The organism is Reyranella sp. (genome assembly GCF_965279625.1).
In the GTDB taxonomy this organism is placed as follows: Bacteria; Pseudomonadota; Alphaproteobacteria; order Reyranellales; family Reyranellaceae; genus Reyranella.
Map to the genome: position 1 here is coordinate 2743191 of NZ_OZ257251.1, position 24603 is coordinate 2767793.

General features: G+C 65.8%; 23 protein-coding genes and 1 riboswitch. Of the genes, 10 read left to right on the forward strand and 13 right to left on the reverse strand.

Annotation, left to right across the window (positions count from 1 at the left end; genetic code table 11):
- Positions 1–8 precede the first annotated feature (8 nt).
- The 3 genes from metZ to ACQY78_RS13420 all read right to left on the reverse strand — a co-directional run bounded on the left by metZ (position 9) and on the right by ACQY78_RS13420 (position 3463).
- Positions 9–1220, reverse strand: coding sequence for an O-succinylhomoserine sulfhydrylase (gene metZ, locus ACQY78_RS13410; RefSeq protein WP_428686179.1), 1212 nt, complete (start codon positions 1218–1220; stop codon positions 9–11).
- Between the two features lie 76 nt (positions 1221–1296).
- A riboswitch (SAM riboswitch) is annotated at positions 1297–1373 on the reverse strand.
- A gap of 70 nt (positions 1374–1443) precedes the next feature.
- Positions 1444–3132, reverse strand: coding sequence for a thiamine pyrophosphate-binding protein (locus ACQY78_RS13415; protein ID WP_428686180.1), 1689 nt, complete (start codon positions 3130–3132; stop codon positions 1444–1446).
- Positions 3133–3148: 16 nt separating this feature from the next.
- A complete protein-coding gene (locus tag ACQY78_RS13420) occupies positions 3149–3463 on the reverse strand; it encodes an NIPSNAP family protein (RefSeq protein WP_428686181.1) in 315 nt (104 codons plus the stop codon).
- Between the two features lie 289 nt (positions 3464–3752).
- Here ACQY78_RS13420 and ACQY78_RS13425 point away from each other — a divergent pair, with 289 nt between their 5' ends.
- The 6 genes from ACQY78_RS13425 (at position 3753) to ACQY78_RS13450 (ending at position 8019) form a co-directional block, all read left to right on the forward strand.
- Entirely contained in the window at positions 3753–4502 is a 750-nt protein-coding gene (locus ACQY78_RS13425; RefSeq protein ID WP_428686182.1) for an RNA recognition motif domain-containing protein, read from the forward strand.
- Between the two features lie 118 nt (positions 4503–4620).
- Positions 4621–5346 carry a DUF1194 domain-containing protein gene (locus ACQY78_RS13430; RefSeq protein WP_428686183.1) on the forward strand — a complete coding sequence of 242 codons (726 nt, stop codon included), beginning with the start codon at positions 4621–4623 and terminating at the stop codon, positions 5344–5346.
- A 93-nt stretch (positions 5347–5439) separates the two neighbouring features.
- The gene (locus ACQY78_RS13435; RefSeq protein WP_428686184.1) at positions 5440–6195 is read left to right on the forward strand and encodes an aldolase; all 756 of its coding nucleotides are present in this window, start codon (positions 5440–5442) and stop codon (positions 6193–6195) included.
- A gap of 11 nt (positions 6196–6206) precedes the next feature.
- Positions 6207–6797 (forward strand): hypothetical protein, encoded by a 591-nt coding sequence (locus ACQY78_RS13440; protein WP_428686185.1) that lies wholly within the window; start codon positions 6207–6209, stop codon positions 6795–6797.
- Positions 6798–6828: 31 nt separating this feature from the next.
- Positions 6829–7377: a carboxymuconolactone decarboxylase family protein gene (locus ACQY78_RS13445; RefSeq protein WP_428686186.1), complete on the forward strand. Its 549-nt coding sequence runs from the start codon at positions 6829–6831 to the stop codon at positions 7375–7377.
- A gap of 6 nt (positions 7378–7383) precedes the next feature.
- The gene (locus tag ACQY78_RS13450) at positions 7384–8019 is read left to right on the forward strand and encodes a LysE family translocator (protein WP_428686187.1); all 636 of its coding nucleotides are present in this window, start codon (positions 7384–7386) and stop codon (positions 8017–8019) included.
- A gap of 42 nt (positions 8020–8061) precedes the next feature.
- Here the strand turns inward: ACQY78_RS13450 and ACQY78_RS13455 are convergent, their stop codons facing one another.
- The 3 genes from ACQY78_RS13455 to ACQY78_RS13465 are packed head-to-tail and all read right to left on the reverse strand — an operon-like array spanning position 8062 to position 10735.
- Entirely contained in the window at positions 8062–8838 is a 777-nt protein-coding gene (locus tag ACQY78_RS13455) for a cyclase family protein (RefSeq protein WP_428686188.1), read from the reverse strand.
- A 14-nt stretch (positions 8839–8852) separates the two neighbouring features.
- Complete coding sequence (locus ACQY78_RS13460) at positions 8853–9584, reverse strand: SGNH/GDSL hydrolase family protein (RefSeq protein WP_428686373.1); 732 nt, start codon at positions 9582–9584, stop codon at positions 8853–8855.
- Between the two features lie 5 nt (positions 9585–9589).
- Positions 9590–10735, reverse strand: a complete 1146-nt coding sequence (locus tag ACQY78_RS13465; protein ID WP_428686189.1) for an OpgC domain-containing protein — start codon at positions 10733–10735, stop codon at positions 9590–9592.
- A gap of 57 nt (positions 10736–10792) precedes the next feature.
- On the opposite strand from ACQY78_RS13465, the gene ACQY78_RS13470 reads away from it, so the two are divergent.
- A complete protein-coding gene (locus tag ACQY78_RS13470; protein ID WP_428686190.1) occupies positions 10793–11509 on the forward strand; it encodes an alpha/beta fold hydrolase in 717 nt (238 codons plus the stop codon).
- Between the two features lie 102 nt (positions 11510–11611).
- Here the strand turns inward: ACQY78_RS13470 and ACQY78_RS13475 are convergent, their stop codons facing one another.
- Positions 11612–12820, reverse strand: a complete 1209-nt coding sequence (locus ACQY78_RS13475; protein ID WP_428686191.1) for a CaiB/BaiF CoA transferase family protein — start codon at positions 12818–12820, stop codon at positions 11612–11614.
- Positions 12821–12886: 66 nt separating this feature from the next.
- Between ACQY78_RS13475 and ACQY78_RS13480 the strand changes: the two genes are divergently transcribed.
- Entirely contained in the window at positions 12887–13867 is a 981-nt protein-coding gene (locus ACQY78_RS13480; protein ID WP_428686192.1) for a Bug family tripartite tricarboxylate transporter substrate binding protein, read from the forward strand.
- A 4-nt stretch (positions 13868–13871) separates the two neighbouring features.
- Here ACQY78_RS13480 and ACQY78_RS13485 read toward each other — a convergent pair whose 3' ends face one another.
- Entirely contained in the window at positions 13872–15077 is a 1206-nt protein-coding gene (locus ACQY78_RS13485; protein WP_428686193.1) for a patatin-like phospholipase family protein, read from the reverse strand.
- A 178-nt stretch (positions 15078–15255) separates the two neighbouring features.
- Here ACQY78_RS13485 and ACQY78_RS13490 point away from each other — a divergent pair, with 178 nt between their 5' ends.
- Together ACQY78_RS13490 and ACQY78_RS13495 are read left to right on the forward strand one after the other, a co-directional pair.
- Positions 15256–17043 (forward strand): hydantoinase B/oxoprolinase family protein, encoded by a 1788-nt coding sequence (locus tag ACQY78_RS13490; RefSeq protein ID WP_428686194.1) that lies wholly within the window; start codon positions 15256–15258, stop codon positions 17041–17043.
- 5 nt (positions 17044–17048) lie between these two features.
- A complete protein-coding gene (locus ACQY78_RS13495) occupies positions 17049–19145 on the forward strand; it encodes a hydantoinase/oxoprolinase family protein (RefSeq protein WP_428686195.1) in 2097 nt (698 codons plus the stop codon).
- On the opposite strand, the gene ACQY78_RS13500 is transcribed toward ACQY78_RS13495, so the two are convergent.
- From ACQY78_RS13500 to ACQY78_RS13520, 5 genes are all read right to left on the reverse strand, one after another.
- Positions 19142–20428, reverse strand: coding sequence for a TRAP transporter large permease (locus ACQY78_RS13500; protein ID WP_428686196.1), 1287 nt, complete (start codon positions 20426–20428; stop codon positions 19142–19144). The two genes, ACQY78_RS13495 and ACQY78_RS13500, sit on opposite strands and share 4 nt — an antisense overlap.
- Position 20429: 1 nt before the next feature.
- The gene (locus ACQY78_RS13505) at positions 20430–21014 is read right to left on the reverse strand and encodes a TRAP transporter small permease subunit (protein WP_428686197.1); all 585 of its coding nucleotides are present in this window, start codon (positions 21012–21014) and stop codon (positions 20430–20432) included.
- A gap of 16 nt (positions 21015–21030) precedes the next feature.
- Entirely contained in the window at positions 21031–22080 is a 1050-nt protein-coding gene (locus ACQY78_RS13510; RefSeq protein ID WP_428686198.1) for a TRAP transporter substrate-binding protein, read from the reverse strand.
- Between the two features lie 67 nt (positions 22081–22147).
- Positions 22148–22876 carry a copper resistance protein B gene (locus tag ACQY78_RS13515; protein WP_428686199.1) on the reverse strand — a complete coding sequence of 243 codons (729 nt, stop codon included), beginning with the start codon at positions 22874–22876 and terminating at the stop codon, positions 22148–22150.
- Positions 22857–24593 (reverse strand): copper resistance system multicopper oxidase, encoded by a 1737-nt coding sequence (locus tag ACQY78_RS13520; protein ID WP_428686200.1) that lies wholly within the window; start codon positions 24591–24593, stop codon positions 22857–22859. The genes ACQY78_RS13515 and ACQY78_RS13520 overlap by 20 nt, the downstream gene beginning before the upstream one ends.
- Positions 24594–24603 lie beyond the last annotated feature (10 nt).

Consider the following 24603-nt stretch of genomic DNA (forward strand, 5'->3'; position numbering starts at 1 on the left):
TGCCGGCGTCAGGCGTCCAGCGCCTGCACGAGGTCGGCGACGATGTCCTCGACATCCTCGAGGCCGACCGAGAGGCGGACCGTGCCGTCGGTGATGCCGAGCTTGGCGCGCTCCTCGGCGCCGATGCGCATGTGGGTCGTCGTCGCCGGATGGGTGACTAGGCTCTTGGCATCGCCGAGATTGTTGGAGATGTCGACGATCTGCAGGCGGTTCAGCGCGGCGAACGCCGCCGGCTTACCTGCCTTGACGTCGAACGTCACCACGCCGCCGAAATCGGACATCTGCTTCGCTGCCAGCGCATGCTGCGGATGGTCGGGGCGTCCCGGGTAAAGCACGCGGCCGATCGCCGGATGGGCGGCCAGCGCGTCGGCGACGCGGCGGGCGTTGGCGCAATGGCGCTCGACGCGCAGGCCGAGCGTCTCCAGCCCCTTCACCAGCACCCAGGCGTTGAACGGGCTGAGCGACGGGCCGGTGTTGCGGATGATCGGCTGCAGCTTGTCGATGATGAACTCCTTCGAGCCCAGCACGGCGCCGCCCAGGGTGCGGCCCTGGCCGTCGATGTACTTGGTGGCGGAGTGGACCACGACGTCGGCGCCGAACTCGAGCGGCCGCTGCAGGATCGGCGTGGCGAAGGCGTTGTCGAGCACGACCTTGGCGCCGGCCTTATGGGCGAGGTCGCACACTGCCTTCACGTCGACGATGTCGAGCATCGGATTGGACGGCGATTCGAACAGCACGGCCTGCGTCGGCTTGCTCAACGCCTTTTCCCACTGGGCGAGATCGCCGCCGTCGACCAGTTCGCTCTGGATGCCGTACTTCGGCAGCAGGTCGGCCACGATGTAGTGGCAGGAGCCGAAGAGCTGGCGGGCCGCGACGATGCGGTCGCCCGACTTGAGCAGCGCCAGCAGCGCGAAGAACACCGCCGACATGCCGGTCGAGGTGGCGCGGCAGGCCTCGGCGCCTTCCAGCGCGGCCAGCCGGTTCTCGAACATGGTGACGGTCGGATTGCCGAAGCGCGAATACTGATAGTGCTCGGCCTCGCCCTTGAAGGTGGCTTCGGCCTGCTCGGCACTCGAATAGGCATAGCCCGAGGTCAGGAAGAGCGCTTCGGACGTCTCGTCGAAGTTGCTGCGGATCTGTCCGCCGCGCACCGCGCGGGTCTGGGTACGCCACTTCGAAACGTCGGCTTGCGCCTTTTTCACGGGAATCGAACCATCCATCTCACTCTCCTGTCTCGCCGCGTGCCCTTTCCTGGCAACGCAAACGAAAAGCCCCCGACCTGGAAGGACGGGGGCTTTGCGAGCACCTCCGACCTTTTAGCGATGTTTAACGTGGTCGCAAGCCGGTCGGCTCAAATCTCCACGGACCGCCTCTATAAGGACGGCGACGGCCGGACGCAAGCCCGTCGATCGGGTTTGCGTCCGGCCGCTTCGCCTTCTCAGGTCAGTGCTTCTGCTTCGCCAGCGCCTGCTCGCGGAGCTTGCTCATGGTGATGCGCGAGGTGATCGCCTCGGCGTCCGTCTTCACATGGATGATCGAGGGCTTGCCGGCGGCGAGCGCGCGCTCGAACGCTGCCTCGAAGTCCGCGGTGCGCTCGACCGTCTCGCCATGGCCACCGAAGGCGCGGGCATAGGCCGCGAAGTCCGGGTTCTTCAACTCTGTGCCATGAACGCGCGTCGGATACTCTCGCTCCTGATGCATGCGGATCGTCCCGTACATGCCGTTGTCGACCACGATGAAGACGACGTTCGCTCCGTGCTGGACGGCGGTCGCGAACTCCTGCCCGTTCATCAGGAAGCAGCCGTCGCCGCTGAACGACACGACGGTGCGGCCGGGCGCGGCGATCTTGGCCGCCACCGCCGACGGCACGCCGTAGCCCATCGAGCCGTTGGTCGGCGCGAGCTGGGTGCGGAAGCCGCGATACTGGAAGAAGCGGTGCACGTAGCCGGCATAGTTGCCCGCCCCGTTGGTGACGATGACGTCGTCCGGCAGGCGCTTGTTCAGCCAGCCGACGATCTCCGCGAGGTTCGCGGAGCCCGGCTGCGGCGTCGGCTCGATGTTCTTCAGATAGTCGGCGCGCGCGGCGGCGACGCCCGCCTTCCACGCGGACGCATCGACCGGCTTCATCGCCTTGGCCGCGGCGGCAAACTGCGACATGCCGCTGTTGATCGGCAGGGTCGCCTGATAGACGCGGCCAAGCTCCTCGGCGCCGGCATGGACGTGCACCATCTTCTGCGCCGGCACGGGCACGTCGAACATGGCGTAGCCGCCGGTGGTGGCCTCGCCGAGACGCGGGCCGATCGCGATGATGAGATCGCTTTCCTTGATGCGCTTGCCGAGCGGCGGGTTCACGCCGAGGCCGAGATCGCCCGCGAAATTGTCGTGACGGTTGTCGATCAGGTCCTGGTTGCGGAAGGCCGTCGTCACCGGCAGGTGATTGGCCTCGACAAAGGCGCGGATGTCGTCGCAGGCCTTGGCGTCCCAGCCGCCACCGCCCAGGATGACCAGCGGCTGCTTCGCCGCGGCCAGCAGCTCGCGGAACGTGGCCATGTCCTCGGGCGCCGGCGCGCCGCGCGCGACCTTGTAGGGGCCGGCATCGGCGACCTCGACCTCGTCGACCAGCATGTCTTCTGGCAGCGCGATGACGACCGGACCGGGCCGGCCGTTCATGGCGCGATGGAAGGCCTGGCTCACGATCTCGGGGATGCGGCGGGCGTCCTCGATCTGGGTCACCCACTTGGCCATCTGGCCGTACATGCGGCGATAGTCGATTTCCTGGAACGCCTCGCGCTCGGCCTGTTCGCGCGCGACCTGCCCGACCAGCAGGATCATGGGCGTCGAATCCTGGAAGCCGGTATGCATTCCGACGCTGGCATTGGTGGCGCCGGGGCCACGCGTGACGAAACAGACGCCGGGCTTGCCGGTCAGCTTGCCGTAGGCTTCGGCCATGTAGGAGGCGCCGCCTTCCTGGCGGCAAATTACATAGCGGATGGAATTGCGCTGCGCGTAAAGCGCGTCGAGGGCGGCCAGGTAGCTTTCGCCGGGCACGCCGAAGATCGTGTCGGTGCCGTGGATACGCAGTTGGTCGATCAGAACCTGCGCGCCGCTGCGGCGCGGGTGTGCGGTAGCCATGTTGGAGATCTTTCCCTTACTTCGTGGGTGAGAAGGTGGTGGGCACCAATATCTTGTTATTCATGTGCTTCATATAATCTCGGCTTTTCTGCAAATAGGCTTGCCAGGCGGGATCGGCTGCCATCGCCGCGCGACGCTTCGTGCGGTCGGCGAGGTCGGCATAGCCCCAGATGTGCACGATCTCGTTCACGTTGCCGACTTCGGTCGTGTAGTAGCCGACGAGGTTGCCGAGATGCTTGAGCTGGACCGGCAGGCCCTCCTTTTCGTAGAGCGCGAGGAAGTCGCGCAGGCGGCCGGGCTGCAGCTCGTAGGTTCGATGGTCGACGATCACTTTCAAATCCCTCCCGAATTCCCGTCGATTGTGTGCCGTGCTTCGTTGCGTCTCAACCCCGCGACGCGGTGGACTCAAAGCTTGAATCAGCGCATAAGTGCTGCATTGCGACACCCGCCGACGAGCATCATCAAGAGTCTCGGCACCCAGTCGCGGAGCGCGATACCGGTCAACGTCTTCCCGTGAGCTACTTGGTCATCTGTCAAAGGTCATCGAAACGCTTGGACGCATCCGTCCAGCAAGCGCGCGCCGGACTCCGCTCGATCCTTCCTCTAGCCCAGAGCCTTGAATGAGTCGCAAATTGTTTGTGGGCAACCTGCCCTATTCGGTCACGTCTGAGCGTCTGTCTGAAGCCTTCTCTCAGTTCGGCACCGTTACCTCTTCGAAAGTGATCGTGGATCGCGAGACCGGCCGCAGCCGCGGCTTCGCGTTCCTCGAGATGGAAACCGATGACCAAGGCGCCTCGGCCATGCAGGCCATGAACGGCGCGTTGCTGGATGGCCGCTCGATCGCGGTCCGCGAAGCCGTCGAACGTCAGCCCGGTGGCGGCGGCGGCGGTGGTGGATTTGGCGGCGGCGGTGGTGGTGGCGGCCGCGATGGCGGCGGCTTCCGTCCGCGCGGTCCGCGTCCGCCGTACGGTGGTGGCGGCGGTGGCGGCTACGGCGGTGGTGGTGGTGGCGGCGGCTACGGTGGTGGTGGCGGCGGCCGTGACGGCGGCGGCGGTGGTTATCGCGGCGGTGGTGGCGGCGGCTACGGTGGTGGCGGTCCTGGCGGCGCCAGTGGCGGCGGCTATGGTGGCGGCGGTCGTGAGGGTGGCGGCGGCGGCGGTGGTTACCGTGGCGCAGGCCCCGGTGGCGATGGTGGTCCGATGCGGGATCGCCGTGCCGATTTCTCCAGCGCTCCTCCTCCGTCCGACGGCGGCGCTCCCGGTGGCGAATTCGCCAAGCCGGTCCGTCGTTTCGGCGGCGGCGCTCCGGACAAGCCGCGCCGCGAGCGCGACTACGAACCGCGCAAGCGCGGCTTCGACGACGATCAATAGGCCATTCTGGCAATAGACCGTCCTGACGGTCGACCTGAACGCCGGAGGATTTCCTCCGGCGTTTTTGTTTGCGCCGGGCGCGACGGTGTTATGCTTCGCTCCTTCGGCGGAGGTGGGCATGAGGCGACGGTCGGCGCTCGTAGGCTCCATGGCGGCGCTGGCGACGGTCAGGTCGGCGCGCGCCCAGACCCCGGTCGACCTGCAGCTCGTACTGGCCGTCGATGTCTCGCGATCGATCGACGAAGTCGAAGCCGAGCTTCAGCGGCGCGGCTATATCGAGGCGCTCACTAACGACCGCGTCGTCGACGCCAGCCTCTCGGGCGAGAACCGGCGGATCGCGATCTGCTACACCGAGTGGGCGGGCGCACACTTCCAGACCGTCGTTCTCGACTGGACGGTGATCGACAGTCCGGGGGCCGCCCGGCGCTTTGCCGACAAGCTCGCCGAGGCGCCGCGCACCTCGCAGAGCTGGACCGCCGTCGGGGCCGCCCTCGCCCATGCCGGCCAGCGTTTCGAGAATTCGCCCTTCATCGCCCGGCGCCGCGTGATCGACGTTTCGGGCGACGGCCGCACGAACGACGGGCCGCCGGCCGAGATCGTGCGCGACAAGCTCGTGTCCCAGGGAATCGTGGTGAACGGGCTACCGGTGATGATGAACCGCAACAATTTCGGCCGCCCGCCCGACCTCACCCTCGACAAGTACTACGAGGAAAGCGTCATCGGCGGCCCGGGCTCGTTCCTGATCGTGGCCGACAATTTCGACCATTTCGGCCGCGCCGTCCGCTCCAAGCTGGTACGCGAGATCTCGGCGAACGACCGGCCGCGACACTCCATGCCCGCCTGATCTCGCGCCTTTCCTGGCAATTTCCCTTGGCCGCGATTGGTGGAAGCCGCATCATCCGCACTGAACCGGTCTTCGAGGATGGAGTTCCCAGGAATGCTTGCCAACGACCCGATCACCCAGGCGCGGATCGACCTGACGACGGCGCTGCGGGCCGCCGCGCGGCACGGGCTGAACGAGGGCGTCTGCAATCATTTCAGCATGACCGTGCCCGGCCGCGAGGAGCTGTTCCTCGTCAATCCGCAGGGCCTGCACTGGTCGGAGATCACCCCGTCGGACATCGTCATGGCCGACGGCGACGGCAACATCCTCGAGGGCAAGTACCCGGTCGAGCCGACCGCCTTCTACATCCACGCCCGCATCCATGCGGGCAACCCGCGCGCCAAGGTCGTGCTGCATACCCACATGCCCTATGCGACCGCGCTCACGTCGATCCGCGACGGCCGCATCGAGATGTGCACCCAGAACGCCTTCCGCTACTGGGGCCGCATCGCCTACGACGAGGCCTATGGTGGCGTGGCGCTGTCCAACGACGAGGGCGAGCGCATGTGCCGCGCCATGGGCGACAAGGACATCCTGTTCCTGCGGAACCACGGTATCATCGTGTCGGGTCCGACCGTTGCCCAAGCCTACGACGACCTTTATTACCTCGAACGTGCGGCGATGGTGCAGGTGCTGGCCATGCAGACCGGCCGGGAGCTGCACAATGTCGACGAGGCGATGGCCGAACATACGGCCAGGCAGATCGCGGGCGAGGCGCAGCAGGCCTTCCTGCATTTCGAATCGCTGAAGCGCATGCTCGACCGGGACGAAGCCGGCTGGAGCAGGCTGACGGCGGTCGAGGGACGTTAGGGGAAAGACGAATGCGTATCGCCGCCACCTTTGTCGCGCTCTCGGCGCTCTGTTTCGCCGCACCGGCCTCCGCCCAGGGATATGGCGTGGGCGCCGGACCGAAGCTGGGCGAACTGGAGATCAAGGCGTTCCAGAAGATTCCCAAGGCCAAGATCGCCGTCCAGCTCACCTCCGACACCCACCTGGCGCGCGAGTTGCGCCGCCAGGTCATGGTCCGCCTCACCCAGCGCGGCAACCAGGTGGGCTTCAGCGGCGGCAACATCATGCGCATGGACGTGAGCTATTTCGACCTGTCCGGCGGCGCCGACCGCGAGATCCCGATGATGCAGAGCCAGGACTACGAGACCGGCGCCAATCCGCGTCTCGCGCTGCCGGCAAACCGGATCGGTCCGCGCGACACGATTCCGGCGGTGCCCTCGGGCTCGACGCTGCGGGTTTCGCTCACGCTCTACGAATCCAACAGCGGCAAGGTGCTGTGGACCGCCACCGCGTCCTGCAGCGTCCGCTCGAGTGCCGCGATGCAGGCGGGCCTGTCGATCGTGAACCACATTTTCGACAATGCCGATGCCAACCGCGTCGGCGACGCCGGTTGTCCGATCTAACCTTTCGACAAGACAGAACAGAGGAAACGCAATGCCGCGTCTGGCGCCGCTCGACACGAACAAGCTCGACCCCGAACAGAAGAAGGTCGCCGACGCGATCATGTCCGGCCCCCGTGGCGGCCTGCGTGGCCCCTTCGAGCCCTGGCTGCGCAGCCCGGTGCTGGCCGACCGCGCCCAGAAGCTCGGCGAATACTGCCGCTTCGACAACTCTCTGCCCCGCGACCTCTCGGAACTCGCGATCTGCCTGGTCGGACGGCACTTCAAGGCGCAGTTCGAGTTCTATGCGCACGCCCGTCTGGCCAAGGAGGCCGGCCTGCCGGAAGACATCATCGAGGCGGTCCGCCTGCGCGCCACGCCGCCCTTCAAGCGCGACGTCGAGAAGGTGGTCTACGACTTCGTCACGGAATATCTCGAGACCAACCGCGTCGCGCCGACGAACTACAAGCGCGCCATCGACGCGTTCGGCGAGAAGGGTGTCGTCGACCTCGTGGGGGTCTGCGGCTACTACATGCTGGTGTCGATGACCCTCAACGTCTTCGAAGTGCCGCTGCCGCCGGGCGAGCCCGACCCGCTGCCGTAGGCGGCGATGGATCTCGCGACCCTCGCACTCTTCTTCTTGACGGCCCTGGTGATCGCGATCTCACCGGGCCCAGGCATATTATACGTGGCAGCTCGCACGCTGGCCGGCGGGCGAGGCGAAGGCCTCGCCTCCAGTGTCGGCACGGGTCTGGGCGGTCTGGTGCATGTGGCAGCCGGCGCCATCGGTGTGTCGGCACTGGTGATGGCGAGTGCCGAGGCCTTCACCATCCTTAAGCTCGCGGGCGCCCTCTACCTCGTATGGATCGGGATCAAGGCGATCCGCGAGGCCCGCCTTGCCTTCGAGGCCGAAGCGCCGACGACGGGCGCGAGCAGGGCGTTTCGCGAGGGCATCGTCGTCGAGGCGCTCAATCCCAAGACCGCGGCCTTCTTCCTGGCGTTCCTGCCTCAGTTCGTCGACCCGTCGGCGGGCCCGATCTGGCTGCAGTTCCTGCTGCTGGGTCTGATTTCGGTCACGCTCAACACCGCCGTCGATGTAGTCGTGGCGTTGCTGGCGTCGCGCGCACGCTCCCTCGCCACGAGCCGGCCAGAGATGCTGCGCCGCCTGCGCACCGCCGCAGGCGGGCTCATCGCCGCCCTCGGCCTCGCCCTCCTTTTCGCACGCCGGCCGGCGACCCTTGGGTAGCTAAGATCCCTCGCAAAGGCTCGGGATGACGCGCACGGCGCGTCACTCCTCGAAGATCGCCACCGCGCGGGTCCAGCCGGCGGAGGCGCCCCGGATCTTGTGCGGGAAGCAGGCGATGGTGAAGCCGTCGCCAGGCAGGGCCTCTAGGTTGTGCAGCTTCTCGAGATGGCAGTAGCCGATGTCGCGGCCGGCCTTGTGGCCTTCCCAGATGATCGACGGGTCGTGGTCCTTCGCCCATTTCTGGGCGGTGAAATAGAACGGCGCGTCCCAGCTCCAGGCGTCGGTGCCGGTCAGCCGCACGCCCTTCTCCAGCAGGAAGATCGTGGCGTCATAGCCCATGCCGCAGCCGGAATTGACGTAGTCGTCGTTGCCGTAGCGCGAGCCCGCGCGCGTGTTCACGACGACGATCTCCAGCGGCTTCAGCTCGTGACCGATCCGCTTCAGCTCCTGCTCGACCTCGGCGGCCGTGATGACGTGGCCGTCCGGCTTGTCGCGGAAGTCGAGCTTCACGCCGGGCTGGAAGCACCATTCGAGCGGCACCTCGTCGATGGTGATGGCGCGCTCGCCCTTGTTCATCGTCGGATGGAAGTGATAGGGCGCGTCGAGATGGGTGCCGTTGTGCGTCGAGAGATTGACGTTCTCGACGGCCCAGCCGGCGCCGTCCGGCAGGTCTTCCTTTTTCAAGCCGGGGAAGAAGCCGGCGATCTGGCCGGCCGTGTCGGCATGCTTGTGATACTGGATCTTCGGGCCGAACGGCGGCGGATCGGAGATCACGTCGTTCTCGAGGTAGATGGAAAGATCGACGAAGCGACGAGGCATCTTGCGTCCTCTTGTCAGGGACCCTTCAGCGCATCCACGATCGAGCGGGTCAGCAGCCTGCCGATGCACTTCTGGCCGAAATCGTTGAGATGGAGCCCGTCGAGCTGCACGAACTGGGCGTAGGGCATGCCGTCATCATACCAGCCGCGCATGATGTCATAGCGGCGGAACAGGCCGGCGGAATAATCCCTGGCAGCATCGGCCATGATCTTCTCGTAGGCTTCCTTGTCGGGCGCGGCGACAACGGCCGGCACGTATTGCAGGTTCATCAGGACGAAGTCCGCGCCCAGCGACTTGCCGAGCTTCAGCCCGCCGCGCAGCGTGCTGTCGAACTTGTCGAGCGGCATGTGCCGGATGGCAGCGTTGGTGCCGGTCTGCCAGATGACCAGCGAGGCCGGATTTTCCTGCATCTCGACTTGCATGCGGGCGGCCATCTCCTCGACGTCCTGCCCGCCAATCCCGCGGTTGATCACCTCGATGTCGATGCCGGGCAGCGCCTTCTCGAGGCCGATGCGGAGCTGCGTGGGATAGGCGAAGGCGGGATTCGACACCCCGTAGCCCGCGGTGGTGGACGATCCCAGGGCAATGATGCGCAGCTGCTTGCGCTCGGCGATCGCCTTGCGCGAGACCGGCAACGTCGTGCCGAGCGCCAGCATGGCCGGCTGCGCGCGGCACAGCGTCATGGAGTTCGCGTGGGCCGTTCCGCCCGCCGCGAACAGGAGGGCCGCGATCAGGAAGGCGAACATGCGTTTCACTTGGAAGCCCCGTTTGCCGCCCGCGTGCGAGCCGGCACACGCGCATTCCCGCGCTTGAACCAGGCGGCGATGTAGGCGGCCACGCACATGATGGCGATGCCCCCGATGCTCACGAGTATCTGCGACAAGATCGAATCTTCATAGTGGCTGACGATGACCTGGCCGCTCAGCGCCAGGAAGGTCCCGATGCAGAATATAAGCAAGGAAGCCTCCCCGCATCTGCGAAGTGGCTCCCAGAGGGGCCATTTGAGACCGGGGGCGTCGATCGGGACGGCGATCCGGACCAGCCAGGCGATGGCCAGGAAATGCAGGAATCGCAGGATGTCGATGTTGGTCTTGTCGATCGGATAGATGATCCGGGCCACCCAGGTCGGGACCAGCCTTTCCAGCGGGTTGTACTGCCAGGACAGGGCGATGAAGGCCGCAAACAGGATGAAAGCGATCGCCAGGATGGTCAGTGGCGCCCGGAACCGGTCGAGGCGGGAAAGCCCCGGGCCGAATACGGCGCAGGCTGCACCGACGTGAAAGACGACCTGCCAGGCCATGGGGTTGAAGTACCAGACCTTCTCGTCGGGATAGGCCGGGAGACTCCAGTTCAGACGACAGGTCGCGGCATACAAAGCGATCGAAACCGCGATCACGAACCATGGCCAGCGCACCATTATGGGCAGGACCAGCGGGAAGGCGGCCAGAAGCACGATATAGAGCGGCAGCACGTCGAGATTGACCGGCCGGAACTTGAGCAGAGCCGCCTCGAGAATCGCCCGATAGGGATTATCGCCGAGGCCCATCAACTGCATCTCTTCAATCAGCGCCGGCGTATCGCGGGCGATCGAGACCCAGGCGATCTGTGCGGAGAAGGCCACGAACAGCAGGATATGGGCGACGTAGAGCTGCCAGACGCGGCGATAGATGCGCGCGGCGGTGCGCGGCCACCCTTCCTCCTCCAGCATGCGGCTGTAGGCGATGACCGCGGTGTAGCCGGAAATGAAGACGAAGATCTCGGTAGCGTCGCTGAAGCCGTAGTTGCGGACGGTCAGCCAGCTCACGATGTTGGTCGGAATGTGGTCGAGAAAGATGAACCACAATGCGAGCCCGCGGAACAGGTCGAGACGGATGTCGCGAACGGAGGCGGCGGCCATGGCCTATTGGTACCGCAGACGAATCGTCTGCGCTACGCTTCGCGTCGGAGGAAAGAAATGACCAGGACACCCTTGTTGCTCGTCCCCGGCGTGCTGTGCTCGCCGCGCCTGTTCGCCGCCCAGGTCGCCGCTCTTTCAGGGCAGGCCGAGATCGTCGTGCCGGACTGGCGCAAGGCGCCACTTGCCATCTGGGACAGTTGGGAGAGCGCCGCCCGCTGGGTGGTCGACCAGATGCCGGCGGAGAAGTTCGCCCTGGCCGGCCTGTCGCTGGGCGGCATGCTCGCGGTCGAGATCATGCAGTTCGCCGCCGACCGCGTGACCAAGCTCGCGCTGCTCGATACCGGCATGAGGAGCCAGAGCGAAGCCGAGTGCGCAATCCGTCGCGCCCGCATCCGCCTGGCGAACGAAGGTCATTTCGAGCTGGTGCTCGGCATGCAGATGACGCGCTTCATCCCGGCCTATCGTCTGCCCGAGAAGTCGCTGGTCGACGAGGTGATGACGATGTGCGGCGAGATCGGCGTCGAGATCTACAAGCGGCAGGAAGAGCTGGCGGCGATCCGCACCGACCGGCGCCCCGACCTGCCGCGCATCAAGTGCCCGACTATCGTCGTCTGCGGCCGCGACGATGCGGCGACGCCTCTGTTCCTGTCCGAGGAAATGGCCAAGGCCATCCCGGCGGCCGCGCTTGTGGTCATCGACCAGTGCGGCCATCTCGTCACGATGGAGAAGCCCGAGGAGACCAACCTGATCCTGAAAACCTGGCTGGACAGATGAGGATTTTCGTCATCGCGAGCGCAGCGAAGGATTTCGCGCCAGCCAGGGAATCGTCTGATCGTTCCGTGCGGTCCTTCGCTGAACTCAGGACGACATGAAGCTTCAGCCGACGATCTTCTTTTCGCGCAGCGTCGCGATCTCCGCCGCCCCGAGGCCTGCGAGTTCCGTCACCACCTGATCTGTATGTTCGCCCAGCGCCGGCGGCGGTCGCGTGTCGTCGACCGGCGTGTCGGAGAAGTGGAAGTTCGAACCGATCAGCGGCACGTCACCGACCCGGCTGTGCTTGTAGGTCTTCAGCATGCCGCGGCGCTTCACTTCCGGCTCGTCCAGCGCCTCCTTCATGGTGCGGATCGGGCCAGCGGGCAGGTGGCGCAGCTTCTGCGCCCAGTTCTCCTTGGTGTCGGTCGTCAGCACCTCTTCCATGAGGCGCGTCAGCTCGGGCTTGTTGGCCACGCGGTTCGCAACCGTATCGAAGCGCGGATCGCTCACCCATTCGGGATGGCCCAGCGCCTTGGCCGTGTCGGCGAACAGCTTCTGGTTGGCGACCGCCATGTAGATCTTGCCGTTCGCCGTCTCGAACGAGCTGTTGGGCGCCGACGCGAAATGGCCGTTGCCCGCACGCCGCGGCTGCTCGCCGCCAATCAGATAGTAGGCCCCCATGTTACCCAGCGACACGAGCGCGGTGTCGTAGAGGGCGAGGTCGATCTGCTGGCCCTTGCCGGTGTCACGTCGGGCGTAGAGCGCTGCATTGATCGCGGCCACGGAGTGGATTGCCGTCATCGTGTCGACGATGGCGATGGCATGGCGCAGCCCCTCGCCATTGGCCTCGCCGTTCACGCTCATCATGCCCGACTCGGCCTGCAGCACGGGATCGTAGCCCGGCCGGTCCGACAGCGGCCCGGTCTGGCCGTAGGCCGAGATCGAGAGGTAGATCAGCTTCGGATACTTCGCCGCGAGGCTGGCATAGTCCAAGCCGTATTTCTTCAGTACGCCCGGCCGGAAATTCTCGACCAGCACATCGGCATTGGTGAGCAGCTTGTGCACGATCGCCTGGCCGTCAGGCTTGGTGAAGTCGAGCCCGACGCTCTTCTTCCCTCTGTTGAAGGCCATGAAGAAGTGGCTCTCGCCCTCGGCGCCACCGGCGCGCGGGCCGGCGCCCTTGCGCGTATCGTCGCCGCCGTCGGGATTCTCGATCTTGATCACCTCGGCACCCATGTCGGAGAGCATCTGGGTGCACATGGGCCCCGCGATCACGCGGGAGAAATCGATGACGCGAATGCCGTCGAGCGGCGGCCGACCTGATTTTGACATGGGTGCAAAGTAGGGCTGCAAGCGCCGCGCTGTCCATCCGGTGCGCATGCGCTAAACTCCACTCCCATGGACACATTTCGCACATCGCTGTCTCGCCGCAGCCTCTTCGCCCTCCCGCTTCTCGCCGCCCTGCCCGCCGCTGCGCAGACCGAAACTTATCCGAACAAGGCCATCCGGATCATCGTGCCCTTTGCGCCCGGTGGCTCGGGCGACATCACCGCGCGCCTCGTCGGCAAGTACATCGAGGAGAAGACCGGGCAGCCCTTCGTCGTCGAGAACAAGCCGGGCGCCAATGGAATCGTCGGGGCGATGTCGGTGAAGGTCGCACCGCCGGACGGCTACACGCTGATGCTCGCCACGACGTCGACCAATGCCGCCAACGTCCACATGTACAAAAATCCGGGCTACGATCCGGAGAAGGATTTCTCGGTCGTCGGCATCATCGGCTCCTCCGGCACCTTTCTCGTGGTGCCGGCCGACGGCCCTTATAAGACCCTGGCCGAGCTGCTTGCCTATGCGAAGGCGAACCCCGGCAAGCTCAACTTCGGCTACTTCAATGCGAGCTCGCAGGTCCCGGCCGAGGTGCTGGGCAAGCGCGCCGGCGTCGACTGGCAGGGGGTCGGCTACAAGGCGATCGGCAACGCCTGGAACGACCTCTACGGCGGCGCCATCAACTTCATGTTCGTCGACCTCACCGCCGCGCGGGGCCAGGTCGTCGACAAGAAGGCGCGGCCGCTTGCCATCTCGCTGCCCGAGCGCAGCCCGCTCTATCCCGACGTGCCGACCCTCGCAGAGACCTACCCTGGCTTCACGAGCTCCGGCTTCCTGGCGATCGCCGTGCCGAAGGCGACGCCCCTGTCGATCCAGCAGCGGCTGAACACACTGATCAACGAGGCCATCAGCTCACCCGAGAACAACAAGCGCCTGACCGAGGAGTTCGCCCTCACCGCCAAGCCGCTGACGCTCGAGCAATGCGCGGCGCAGGACCGCGAGGAGCGCGCTAAGTGGGCCGACTACGTCAAGATCGCGAAGATCGAGCCGCAGTAGAGGCTCACTCCGAGCGTGGCGGAGGATCATCCTTCCATCGCGCCAACGGCAGCTCGTCGCGACCGTCGCCCCGTGATTCGGCCTGCCCGGCGGTCTGGTCCTCGCTGAGCGACGAAGCAGCGACGGCCGCGGCGCGCTGGCGCAGGAAGAGAGCCGCCGCCTTCTCGCCCTCGGCGGTCAGCCTGGAGATGTTCTCCGAACCCCGGTCGATCTTGCCTTCGTAGTCGAGCGAGTCCTGGAACTCGACCGGCATCTCGATGCAGGGGATATGGTAGGGCTTGTCGGCATCGGTATGAAACGACTTCGGAATGCGCACCGGGGCCTTTATGTCGAAGCGCGCCAGGAACTCCGGCCGGAAGGCATCGGCCAGGATCAGGTCGTTCATGAACTCGAGATGGCCCAGCTGCTGGAACAGCGAGATGTTGCCCTCGAGCTGATTGCGGCGATCGACGATCTCGCCCGGCTTCACGGGCACCCGCCGGCTCGCCGTCGGATTGATCTTGATCAACCAGATTTCGTCGGGAATGTTCGCCTCGCCGACCGAGCGCGGCCGGATAAGCTCCTCGACGGGCGGATTGTCGGAGAAGAGACCGTCCCAATAGGCGTCGTCAGCGATCTGTACCGCCGGGAAGATGTTCGGCACGGCACAGGACGCCAGGATGTGCTCGACCCGGATCGGCTCGCGGGTCGACAGGAACTTTACGAGCGCCCCGCTCGTCACATTGGCCGCGCCCAGCATGAGCACCGGCTTCTGCGGCTTCGGCCCCCACGAGGCAATCTCGGCGAAATCGATGTGCTTTTCGAGCAGGCCGCGGAAATCGGAAAAGCCCATGCGCTGGCCGGCCGTCATGACGCCCGTCATGTGCTGCATCATCGGCGAGGATGGGCTGAGCTGCAGGGTGGGCATCATCCCCGAATTCACCAGCCGCACCGATTCGACGATGAACCGGTTGATGGCGTGCTCGACCGGACCCTGGGCGGTGTTCTCCTCCCAGAAGTTCATCATGCGCTTCCAGACCGGCCGCTCGCCCTTCATGAACGAGTACCAGAGGAGCGCCGCGCACACGGCGCCGCCCGAGGTGCCGCTGATGCTCACGAACTCGAATTCCTCGCCGAGCTGGGCCTGACACAGGGTCTTCAGCGCGCCGGCGGTAAAGGCGGTCTGGCTGCCGCCACCCTGGCAGGCGACGGCGATCTTTGTCTTGGGCATTAGGACTTTCTTCGAAAACGGAACACCCCAGTCTAGCGCGCCGCTGGCGATTTCGCCTATGCGATCCGTCGAACTCCACCTTCCAGGCACTGGAATCGACGGCCGAAGCGGCTTGCAAATTGCATGGTGAGGCTCGCCAAATGACGGCTGCAGATTTCGGGAGGAAGACGAAGTGCCGGTGTCCGATCCGATCGCGTTGGAGCTCTTCAAGAACGCCATTTTCTCGATCGCCGACGAGATGGCGCTCACGGTCTTCCGGACGACCTATTCCGGCGTGCTCAAGGACAATATGGACTATTCGACGGGTTTCGCCGATGCCAACGGCAAGCTCGCCGCGCAGGGTCTGACCCTGCCGGGTCATCTTGGCTCGGTGCCAACCGCCATGGAATCGATCATGCGTCACTTCAAGGACGACATGGCGGAGGGCGACGTCTTCATCATGAACGATCCTTTCGACGGCGGCATGCATCTGCCCGACATCTTCGTGATCAAGCCGCTGTTCCACGAAGGCGAGCGGCTGGCCTTCGCCTGCACGGTCTGCCACCACATCGACGTCGGCGGCCGCGTCGCCGGCTCGAACGCGTCGGATTCGACGGAAATCTACGCCGAGGGCCTGCGCATCGCGCCGATGAAGCTCTACGACAAGGGCGTCCTCAACAAGACCATCATGACGTTCATCGAGAAGAACGTCCGGCTACCCGTCCAGCTGTTCGGCGACCTGCGGGCCCAGCTCGCGGCCTGCCATATCGGCGAGAAGCAGTTCGCCGAGCTGGTCTCACGCCATGGGGCAGAGGAGACGAAGTTCTACCTGAACGAGGTCATCGACTATGCCGAGCGCCTGACGCGGGCGGCGATCCAGGAGCTGCCCGACGGCGAGTGGAGCTTCGAGGACTGGATCGACGATGACGGCGTCGACTACGGCAAGCCGATCCGCCTGTTCGTCACGATCACCAAGAAGGGCGGCCACATGGTGGTCGACTGGACCGGCACCCATCCGCAGGTCAAGGGTGCGATCAACAACACGCTCTCCTTCACCAAGGCCGCCTCCTATACCGGCGTGCGCTCGGTGCTGCCGCCGGGCATCCCCAACAACGAAGGCGTGTTTCGCGCCATCGAGGTGATCTGCCCGCCGGGCACCGTTGGCAACGGCGTGTTGCCGGCGGCATGCGCGGCGCGCGGACTGACCGGCTTCCGCATGACGGACTGCATGTTCGGCGCGCTGGCCATGATGCTGCCGGACCGCGTGAAGGCGGCGGGCGACGGCGGCAACACCGGCATCTCGATCGGCGGCTACGACGCGGCCCGCAAGCCCTTCGTCTACGTCGACTTCACCTGCGGCGCCTGGGGTGCCCGGCCCTTCGCCGACGGGCTCGACGGCAACTCGCACATGTTCGCCAACATGGCCTCGCACTCGATCGAGGTCACGGAGGCCGAGCAGCCGATCCAGCTGCTGGCCTACGAGTTCGTGGCCGACAAGGCGGGAGCCGGGAAATATCGCGGCGGCGTGCCGTTCCGGCGCGACTACAAGTTTCTCGAGGCCGAAGGCATGCTGCAGGTCCGCTCCGACCGGCGCGACCACCGGCCGTTCGGCCTCTATGGCGGCAGTCCCGGCGGACCGTCGGAGAACTATCTCAATCCCGACGGTGAGAACCGGCTGCTGCCCTCCAAGCTCACCATGACGGTCAAGGGCGGCGACATCTTCCGCCACGTGCTGGCCGGGGCGGGCGGCTGGGGCGACCCGCTGGAACGCGATCCCGCCGCGGTGGTGCGAGACGTGCGCAACGAACTGCTCTCGCCGGCGAAGGCGCTAGGCGACTATGGCGTCGTCATCGACACCACCGCCTGGACGGTCGACACCGCCGCGACCCAGCAGCGGCGCGCCGAGATGGCCAAGGCGCGCGGCTGGACGAAGCCGCCGACGGTCCAGTGGCACGACCCGGTGCTGCTCGCCCGAGCGGCGGAGTAGCTCCCATGACCGTGACCTATCGCGTTGGTGTCGACATCGGCGGCACCTTCACCGATATCGTGCTGCTCGGCTCCGACGGCACCGTCCACACCAAGAAGATCTCGTCGAGTGTCGGCAACTACGCCCAGGCGATCGTCGACGGGTTGAGCGAGGTCTTCCGCGAGACCGGGCTTGATGGCGCCGCGATCGAGGAAATCCGCCACGGCACCACGGTCGCTTCCAACGCGATCCTCGAACACAAAGGCGCGAGAGTCGGGCTGATCACCACCAAGGGCTTTCGCGACGTGCTGGAGATCCGCACGCTGCGCATGCCCAAGCTCTACGATCTCGCCTGGACCAAGCCGGAGCCGCTGGTCGAGCGCTATCTACGCCGGGTCGTGGACGAGCGGGTCGACCATGCCGGCAAGATCGATCGGGTACTCGATCCGGCCGATGCCGAACGCGCCGTCGATGCGCTGCTGGCCGAGAAGGTCGAAGCGATCGCGATCTGCCTGCTCAACTCCTTCGCCAATCCGGCGCATGAGCTGATGCTGCGCGACATCGTCCTCCGGAAGGCGCCGCACCTGCCGCTCAGCGTGTCGTGCGAGGTGCTGCCCGAGATCAAGGAATACGAGCGGACCTCGACCACGGTCATCAACGCCTATGTCATGCCGATCGTGGCGACCTACCTGCACGCGCTGCGCCGCGGGCTGGACAGTGCCGGCATTCCGGCGCGCCTGCTGCTGATGCAGTCGAACGGCGGCCTCACCACCGACACCGCCGCCGCCGAGCGGCCGATGAACATCATCGAATCGGGTCCGGCCGGCGGCGTGGTCGGCGCACAGGCCCTGGCTCGCGCCAAGAAGCTAGAGAAGATCATCACCTTCGACATGGGCGGCACCACCGCCAAGGCCTCGATGGTCGAGGATGGCGAGGTCGCCCGCGCCCAGGAATATGCCGTCGGCGCCGGCATCATGATCGGCTCGCGCCTGCTCACCGGCGCGGGCTACACGCTCAAGGTGCCCGCCATCGACCTCGCCGAAGTGGGCGCGGGCGGCGGCAGCCATGTCTGGATCGATCCCGGCGGCGCGCTGCAGGCGGGACCGGAGAGCGCCGGCGCCTTCCCCGGTCCTGTCTGCTACGACAAGGGCGGCGAGGCGCCGACCATCACCGACGCCAACGTGCTGCTGGGCTACATCAATCCCGGCCATCTGGTGGGCGGCGCGGTGAAGCTCAACGCCGACAAGGCCCGCGCGGCGTTCGAGGAGAAGATCGCCAGGCCCCTCGGCATGACGGTCGAACGCGCGGCCTACGGCGCGCACCTGATCGCGGCTTCCAACATGATCCGCGCCATCAAGGCGGTGTCGACCGAACGCGGCCGCGATCCGCGCGAGTTCTCGCTGTTCGCCTTCGGGGGCAACGGGCCCTTGTTCGCGGCGGGCATGGCCGCGGCCCTGGGCATCGCCCGCGTGATCGTGCCGCCCTCGGCCGGCCTCTTCTCGTCCTTCGGCCTGCTCTATGCCGATGTCGAGCATCACTATGCGCGAACCTTCCGGCGCCTGCTGCGCCAGGCCGATCTCGGCGAGATCGACCGCGCGTGGACGGCGATGGCCCAACAGGCCGACAAGCAACTCGCGGAGGAAGGCTTCACCGGCACGAGCGCCCGGCTGAAGCGCTCTGCGGCGCTGCACTACAAGGGGCAGAGCTACGAACTCACCGTGCCGGTGCCGGACGGGCCGATCGACGCCCGCATGGTGACGCATCTCGAGGAAGCGTTCGGCCAGGAGCACGAGCGGACCTACGGCCACCGCGCCGGTCCCGACGAGCCGGTCGAGCTGGTTTCCATCCAGCTCGTCGGCGCGGGGCTGCGCGACGGCAGCGGCGTGCCGCAGAACGTGCGACCGAGCCGGGTCGAGGCGACGGGCCAGGCCTCGCGCCGCGCCTGGTTCGGCGATAGTCACGGCTGGATGGACACGCCGGTCGTGAGTCGCGCCGATCTCGCCGACGCCAGGATCGGCCCGCTGATCGTCGACGAATACGACACGACCTGCGTCGTCCCGCCCGGCGCCCGCGCCGAACGCGACAGCGCGGGGAACATCGTGATTACGTTGGTGCCGGGCTAAGTCGCCGCCATCTGCGGCAGCCACAGCGCAATCTGCGGCCAGATCGCCAGGACCACCAGCATCAGCAGCATGGTGATTACGAACGGCGACGTACCGATGATGACGTCGTCGATTCGGCCCTTCTTGCGCAAGCCCTGGACGACATAGAGGTTGATGCCGACCGGCGGCGTGATCATCGCCAGTTCCATCAGGATGATTATCATGATGCCGAACCAGATCGGATCGTAGCCGGCCTTGATCATGATCGGCGCGATGATCGGCACGGTTGCGACCATCATCGACAGCGTCTCCATGAACATGCCGAGGATAAAGTAGAAGATCACCACGGCGATCAGCAGTTGGACCTTCGAGAGGCCGAGGCTGGTGATGAAGCTGTTCACCTGGCCGGTGAGGCCGATCGAGGTGATGACGAAGTTGAGGAAGTAGGCCGCGAGCAGGATCGCCATGATCATGGCGGTCGTACGCATCGTTCCCTCGAAGGCATTGAGAAGGGTGCGCAACGTCAAACGCCGATAGGCCGCCGCGATGCCGATCGAGGCGATCACGCCCAGCGCCGCCGATTCGGTGGCGGTCGCCCAGCCGGCGTAGATGGAACCAATCACCGCCAGAAAGATCACCAGCGGCGGAATCAGATCGGGTAGCGCCGCGATGCGCTGCGCCCAGCTCGTCACGGTCGGCTTGCCGCCCAGCGACGGCTTGATCACGCAGATCAGGAGCACCGTCAGGCTGAACAGGCTCGCGAGCACGATGCCGGGGATGAAGCCCGCAAGGTAGAGCTTGGGAATCGATGTCTCGGTGAGCACCCCGTAGACGATCATGTTGATCGACGGCGGAATCAGAATTCCCAGAGTGCCGCCGGCCGCGATGGTCCCGAGAAAGAGACGCTCGGAATAGCCGCGCTTCTCGACTTCACCCAGCGCCACGGTGCCGATCGTCGCCGCCGTCGCCACGCTCGAGCCCGAGGTGGCCGCAAACATCGCGCAGGCCGCGATGTTGGAATGCATGAGCCCGCCCGGCAGCCAAGGCACCCAGAGCACCAGCGCGTTGTACATGCGCTCGGCCATGCCGGAGCGCAGCAGGATCTCGCCCAGCAACACGAAGAACGGGATCGCCACGAGCAGGAAATTGTTCGACGTGCCCCAGGCGATTTCGCCGATCGCCAGCGACAACGGAAGCTTCGAATAGATGGCGGAGAGCGACAGGCCGAGAATGCCAAGACCGGCGGCGACCGGTATCGCCAGCGCCAGCAGCCCGATCAGGATGAGAAGCGTGACGATCAGCATGTCAGGTGCTCCCCTCGCGGTCCTGTCGTCCCTTGAGGTCGCGAATCTCGTCCTCGACTTCCTCTTCGGCAGATCGCGTGCTGATGAGCTGCGCCATGCCGTGCAGGTCGCCGGCCATGGCGAGCCAGAGCGACTGCACGAGGATCACCATCGCGATGCCGACAAAGGCCACCAATCCGGCGATCCAGAAGAACTGCGGGATGATGGTCGGCGTCTCGAGGGCAGACTGGCTGCGCGATTCCGACGTCCAGGATTGTGCGACCACGCCGAAGCCGTGCCACAGGGTCAGGGCGAAGAATGCCGTGAACAGAACGAGCGCCAAGAGGTCGAGAGCGAGCCGCAGCTTCTGTGGAAACAGCACGTAGAGCGAGTCGATGCGTATGTGGGCCCGATCCAACAGTGCCGCCCCCAATCCCCAGGTCGTCCCGATCGCCAGAGAATAGCCCGCCAGTTCGTCGGCGCCGCCGATCGAGCGCGCGAGGAACTTGCGCATGAGCACATCGATGCCGATCAACACCGCGGCCAGGAGGACCAGCCCGCCGCCGAACCACAGGCCCCACTGGGCGAAGCGTCTAACCCCGATCATGTAATGCCGCTGCCCGTCAGGGCGTCGGCGCCTTCAGGTCGAGCGTCTTGCCGACCGTCTCGTTCCATTCCTTCGCGCACGCCGCACCGCAGCGCTTGGCCCAGCCGGCGAGAACGGCGCCTTCGACCAGCTTCTTGTGGGCCTCCATCTCCTCAGGCTTGACCGGGACGATCGTGGTCTTGGCGAGCTTGCCCATCGTGCAGGGCTGCTTGCCGGTGTTGCAGTTGTCGGCCTCGCCAGTCGTCGTCTCGATCGTCGTCCACATCTTGTCTTCGTAGGTCTTGAACTGCTCGGTCAGGAAGGCCTGTGTCTTGGGATCAAGCCGCTTCCAGGTGTCGAGGTTGACAGCCAGCACATTGATGCTCCAGCCCAGTGACATCGGGTAAATCGACTTGGTGACCTCCGCCCAACCGGCGGTGTTGCCCGACAGGCTGCCGGTCACGCCGCAATCGACCACGCCGTTGTTGAGCGCGGGCACCACCTCGGCAAAGGCCATGCTGACGGCGGTCCCGCCGACACCGCTCAGGAAGTCGCGCATCGTATTGTTGAAGACGCGGATCTTCTTGCCCTTGAGACCCTCCAGGCCGGCCAGCACGTCGCGGCACCAGAAGACCTGGGGCGTGTTGCCGCCGAAGGCCAGCAGCTTGGCGTTCCAGTTCTTCTGCATCTGACGATCGATCACGTCCCGATAGGCATTGCAGGCCGCGCGCGCCTTGGCCGGCGTGAGTGTGAGCCCGGCGAGATCGCAGGCCTCGAAACGAGGGTCGTCGCCGGCCATCTTGGAGATGTCCATGGCGGCAAAGTCCATGACACCGAGCTTCAGCAGCCGCAGCATGGTCTTGTCGTCGATGCCCATCTGGTCGAGCGGCGTCACATCGACGGTGATCGCGCCCTTGGAGGCCGCTGGGATCGTCTTGCGCCAGAAGGGCAGCTCGTCGTGGATCGAGACCGGTGTCGGGCTGTTGAGTCCGATCACCTTGAACTGGCTCTTCGGAAGATCCTGTGCCGTGGCGACGGAGACGAAAGCGGCCGCAAGAGCCAGACCGGACACCAAACGATGGAACATGCGAACCCCCTGGATCGTCCCCGAATTCCCGGGAACGATGCAGCAATTTGCATGCCACGCGCCGGCGTCAGAACCAGACCTTGAGACCCACCAGTGCCCGCACCAGCGAGGTCGGCTCGCCGGACGCCGCGACGAAGCCCGCGGTGTTGCCGGTGAACTGCTCGAAGGCGACGCCGATGTACGGCGCCACTTCCTTGGTGATCTCGTAGCGCAATCGAAGGCCCAGCTCGACGCGCGCGAGTCCGCTGCCGAGCTGGATGGCGGGATCGTCCTTGGAGGCGACCATCGCCTCGAGGTAGGGCGTGGCGATCAGCTTCTGCGACAACAACGCGTCGTAGGAGGCTTCGAGCCGCGCACTCACCACGCCGGTCTGGCTGACGCCTGCCACGAGATCGACGTGGACACCAAACGGCGCCACCCCCTCGACGCCCGCGAGGAAACCAGAGCGCGTGACACCCTCATCGAACACTGTGAATTGCACGCCGGCCTTGGCGTCCCAGAAGTCGGAGATCAGCCGGCTGTAGAAGAAGCGGGTGTCGATGCCCCTGGTGCCGCCTTCGTTGTCGATGTGGCCGTTGTCTCCGACGATGCCGGTGTTGGCCAGCCGCAGCTTGTTGCGATCCTCGCCGATCCAGGCCGACGCCGCCCATTCGGTCGCCGGCGCAACCGAAGAGATGCGCTTCTCCGCACGGCCGTCGAAGCGCCACCAGATCACCTCATCATCCATCGCCTGCGCGGGCGCTGCCGCGAGCAGGAGGGCTGAGATGCCGAAGAGCCTAGTGATGGTGCTGGCCATGGCCGCCTCCCGTCACGGGTGCCGGAGGGGGGACAGGCGCCGCTGGCCTCGACGCCGGTCTCGATGGTCGCGCTGCAGGTTCATCCGCGGGCACGACGTCGTCGACCACCGGCACCGCCGACGGCGTCACGACGAACTCACGGAACATCCCGGTCATCATGTGATAGAGAAAATGACAGTGGAACGGCCAGCGGCCGGTCTCCGTCATGCGCACCGTGACGCTCACCGTGCGGCCGGGCGGCACGATCACCACATGCTTGCGCGGCCGGTCCTCGCCCGCGCCGTTCTCCAGATCCATCCAGAGCCCGTGCAGGTGAATCGGATGGTTCATCATGGTCTCGTTCCTGAAGACCAGGCGCACCGTCTCGCCCTGCGTGAAGTTCATCACCGGATCTTCGGAGTACTTCTTGTCGTCGAACGACCAGAAGAACTTCTCCATGTTGCCGGTCAGCCTGATGTCGATCGTGCGGTCGGCCGGCCGCAGCCGGTACGAGCGGTCGATGCGGCGCAGGTCGGTGTAGGACAGCACCTTCGATCCCGCCGGCGCGTCGACCGGCGGCACGTGGACGAGGCCCGACAGGTCGGACGATGCCGAAGCGGCACGGCCCATCTTCGCGTGGTCCATCTTCGAATGGTCCATGCCAGGCATGCCGCCATGTCCCATGTCAGCCTCGCCGAGCAGCGCGGGCGGCCGCGGCATCGGCGCCGGTCCGGTCATGCCTTCGCGCGGTGCGAGCGTGCCGCGGGCGAAGCCTCGACGGTCGATCGACTGCGCCTCGATCGTGTAGGCGCGATCGTCCTTCGGCTCGACGATGACGTCGTAAGTCTCGCCGACGCCGATGCGGAACTCGTCGATCTCGATCGGCTTCACGTCCTGCCCGTCGGCCTGCACGACCTTCATCCGCAGCCCCGGGACGCGCGTGTCGAACAGGGTCATCGCCGAGCCGTTGATGAAACGCAGCCGCACCTTCTCGCCCGGCCTGAACAGGCCGGTCCAGTTGTCGGTGGGACCGCGGCCGTTCACCAGGAACGTGTAGCCCGTCACGTCGGCGAGATCAGTTGGGTCCATCCGCATCTCACCCCACATCAGGCGGCTCGAGATGACGGCCTGTTTCTCTTCGGTCGTCTTCGCCGCCGCGAGATCGCGCATCAGCCCGAGCAAGGTGCGCCTGCGGTCGTTGAAGTAGCCGGGTTCCTGCTTCAGCTTGCGCAGGATGGAGCCTGGCGACATCGGGTGATGGTCCGAGAGCATCACGACATAGTCGCGCGCCGCCTTCTCGCGTTCGCCCTTCGCCGGAGCGATCACGATGGGCGCGTACATGCCCTCCTGCTCCTGTCCGCCGGAATGGCTGTGATACCAGTAGGTACCGGCCTGCCGGACCTTGAACCGATAGGTGAAGGTCTCACCCGGCCGGATGCCGCGAAAGCTCACCATCGGCACGCCGTCCATCTGGTAGGGCACGAGGATGCCGTGCCAGTGGATCGACGTATCCTCCTTCAGGTGATTGGTGACGTTCACCGTCACCTCCTCGCCCTCGGTCCAGCGCAGCGTCGGACCGGCGATCTCGCCATTGATGGAAAAGACACGGCGTGTCTGGCCGTCGATCGCGACAGTCGTGCGATCGATGACCAGATCATAGGTGCCGGCGAGGACCGGCGACGCAGCAAGCCCGAGGGCCAGCACAGCGAGGCCGACGAACGAACGTCGAATCGACATGGAAATCTCC

What these genes read in the sequence shown, in the direction of transcription:
- ACQY78_RS13445 (WP_428686186.1), top strand. Translation starts at nt 6,829, where the DNA reads ATGCCGCGTCTGGCGCCGCTCGACACGAACAAGCTCGACCCCGAACAG.
- ACQY78_RS13505 (WP_428686197.1), bottom strand. Translation starts at nt 21,014, where the DNA reads ATGATCGGGGTTAGACGCTTCGCCCAGTGGGGCCTGTGGTTCGGCGGC.
- ACQY78_RS13460 (WP_428686373.1), bottom strand. Translation starts at nt 9,584, where the DNA reads ATGTTCGCCTTCCTGATCGCGGCCCTCCTGTTCGCGGCGGGCGGAACG.
- ACQY78_RS13450 (WP_428686187.1), top strand. Translation starts at nt 7,384, where the DNA reads ATGGATCTCGCGACCCTCGCACTCTTCTTCTTGACGGCCCTGGTGATC.
- ACQY78_RS13475 (WP_428686191.1), bottom strand. Translation starts at nt 12,820, where the DNA reads ATGTCAAAATCAGGTCGGCCGCCGCTCGACGGCATTCGCGTCATCGAT.
- ACQY78_RS13485 (WP_428686193.1), bottom strand. Translation starts at nt 15,077, where the DNA reads ATGCCCAAGACAAAGATCGCCGTCGCCTGCCAGGGTGGCGGCAGCCAG.
- ACQY78_RS13495 (WP_428686195.1), top strand. Translation starts at nt 17,049, where the DNA reads ATGACCGTGACCTATCGCGTTGGTGTCGACATCGGCGGCACCTTCACC.
- ACQY78_RS13465 (WP_428686189.1), bottom strand. Translation starts at nt 10,735, where the DNA reads ATGGCCGCCGCCTCCGTTCGCGACATCCGTCTCGACCTGTTCCGCGGG.
- metZ (WP_428686179.1), bottom strand. Translation starts at nt 1,220, where the DNA reads ATGGATGGTTCGATTCCCGTGAAAAAGGCGCAAGCCGACGTTTCGAAG.
- ACQY78_RS13415 (WP_428686180.1), bottom strand. Translation starts at nt 3,132, where the DNA reads ATGGCTACCGCACACCCGCGCCGCAGCGGCGCGCAGGTTCTGATCGAC.
- ACQY78_RS13480 (WP_428686192.1), top strand. Translation starts at nt 12,887, where the DNA reads ATGGACACATTTCGCACATCGCTGTCTCGCCGCAGCCTCTTCGCCCTC.
- ACQY78_RS13510 (WP_428686198.1), bottom strand. Translation starts at nt 22,080, where the DNA reads ATGTTCCATCGTTTGGTGTCCGGTCTGGCTCTTGCGGCCGCTTTCGTC.
- ACQY78_RS13520 (WP_428686200.1), bottom strand. Translation starts at nt 24,593, where the DNA reads ATGTCGATTCGACGTTCGTTCGTCGGCCTCGCTGTGCTGGCCCTCGGG.
- ACQY78_RS13435 (WP_428686184.1), top strand. Translation starts at nt 5,440, where the DNA reads ATGCTTGCCAACGACCCGATCACCCAGGCGCGGATCGACCTGACGACG.
- ACQY78_RS13455 (WP_428686188.1), bottom strand. Translation starts at nt 8,838, where the DNA reads ATGCCTCGTCGCTTCGTCGATCTTTCCATCTACCTCGAGAACGACGTG.
- ACQY78_RS13470 (WP_428686190.1), top strand. Translation starts at nt 10,793, where the DNA reads ATGACCAGGACACCCTTGTTGCTCGTCCCCGGCGTGCTGTGCTCGCCG.
- ACQY78_RS13440 (WP_428686185.1), top strand. Translation starts at nt 6,207, where the DNA reads ATGCGTATCGCCGCCACCTTTGTCGCGCTCTCGGCGCTCTGTTTCGCC.
- ACQY78_RS13430 (WP_428686183.1), top strand. Translation starts at nt 4,621, where the DNA reads ATGAGGCGACGGTCGGCGCTCGTAGGCTCCATGGCGGCGCTGGCGACG.
- ACQY78_RS13500 (WP_428686196.1), bottom strand. Translation starts at nt 20,428, where the DNA reads ATGCTGATCGTCACGCTTCTCATCCTGATCGGGCTGCTGGCGCTGGCG.
- ACQY78_RS13515 (WP_428686199.1), bottom strand. Translation starts at nt 22,876, where the DNA reads ATGGCCAGCACCATCACTAGGCTCTTCGGCATCTCAGCCCTCCTGCTC.
- ACQY78_RS13425 (WP_428686182.1), top strand. Translation starts at nt 3,753, where the DNA reads ATGAGTCGCAAATTGTTTGTGGGCAACCTGCCCTATTCGGTCACGTCT.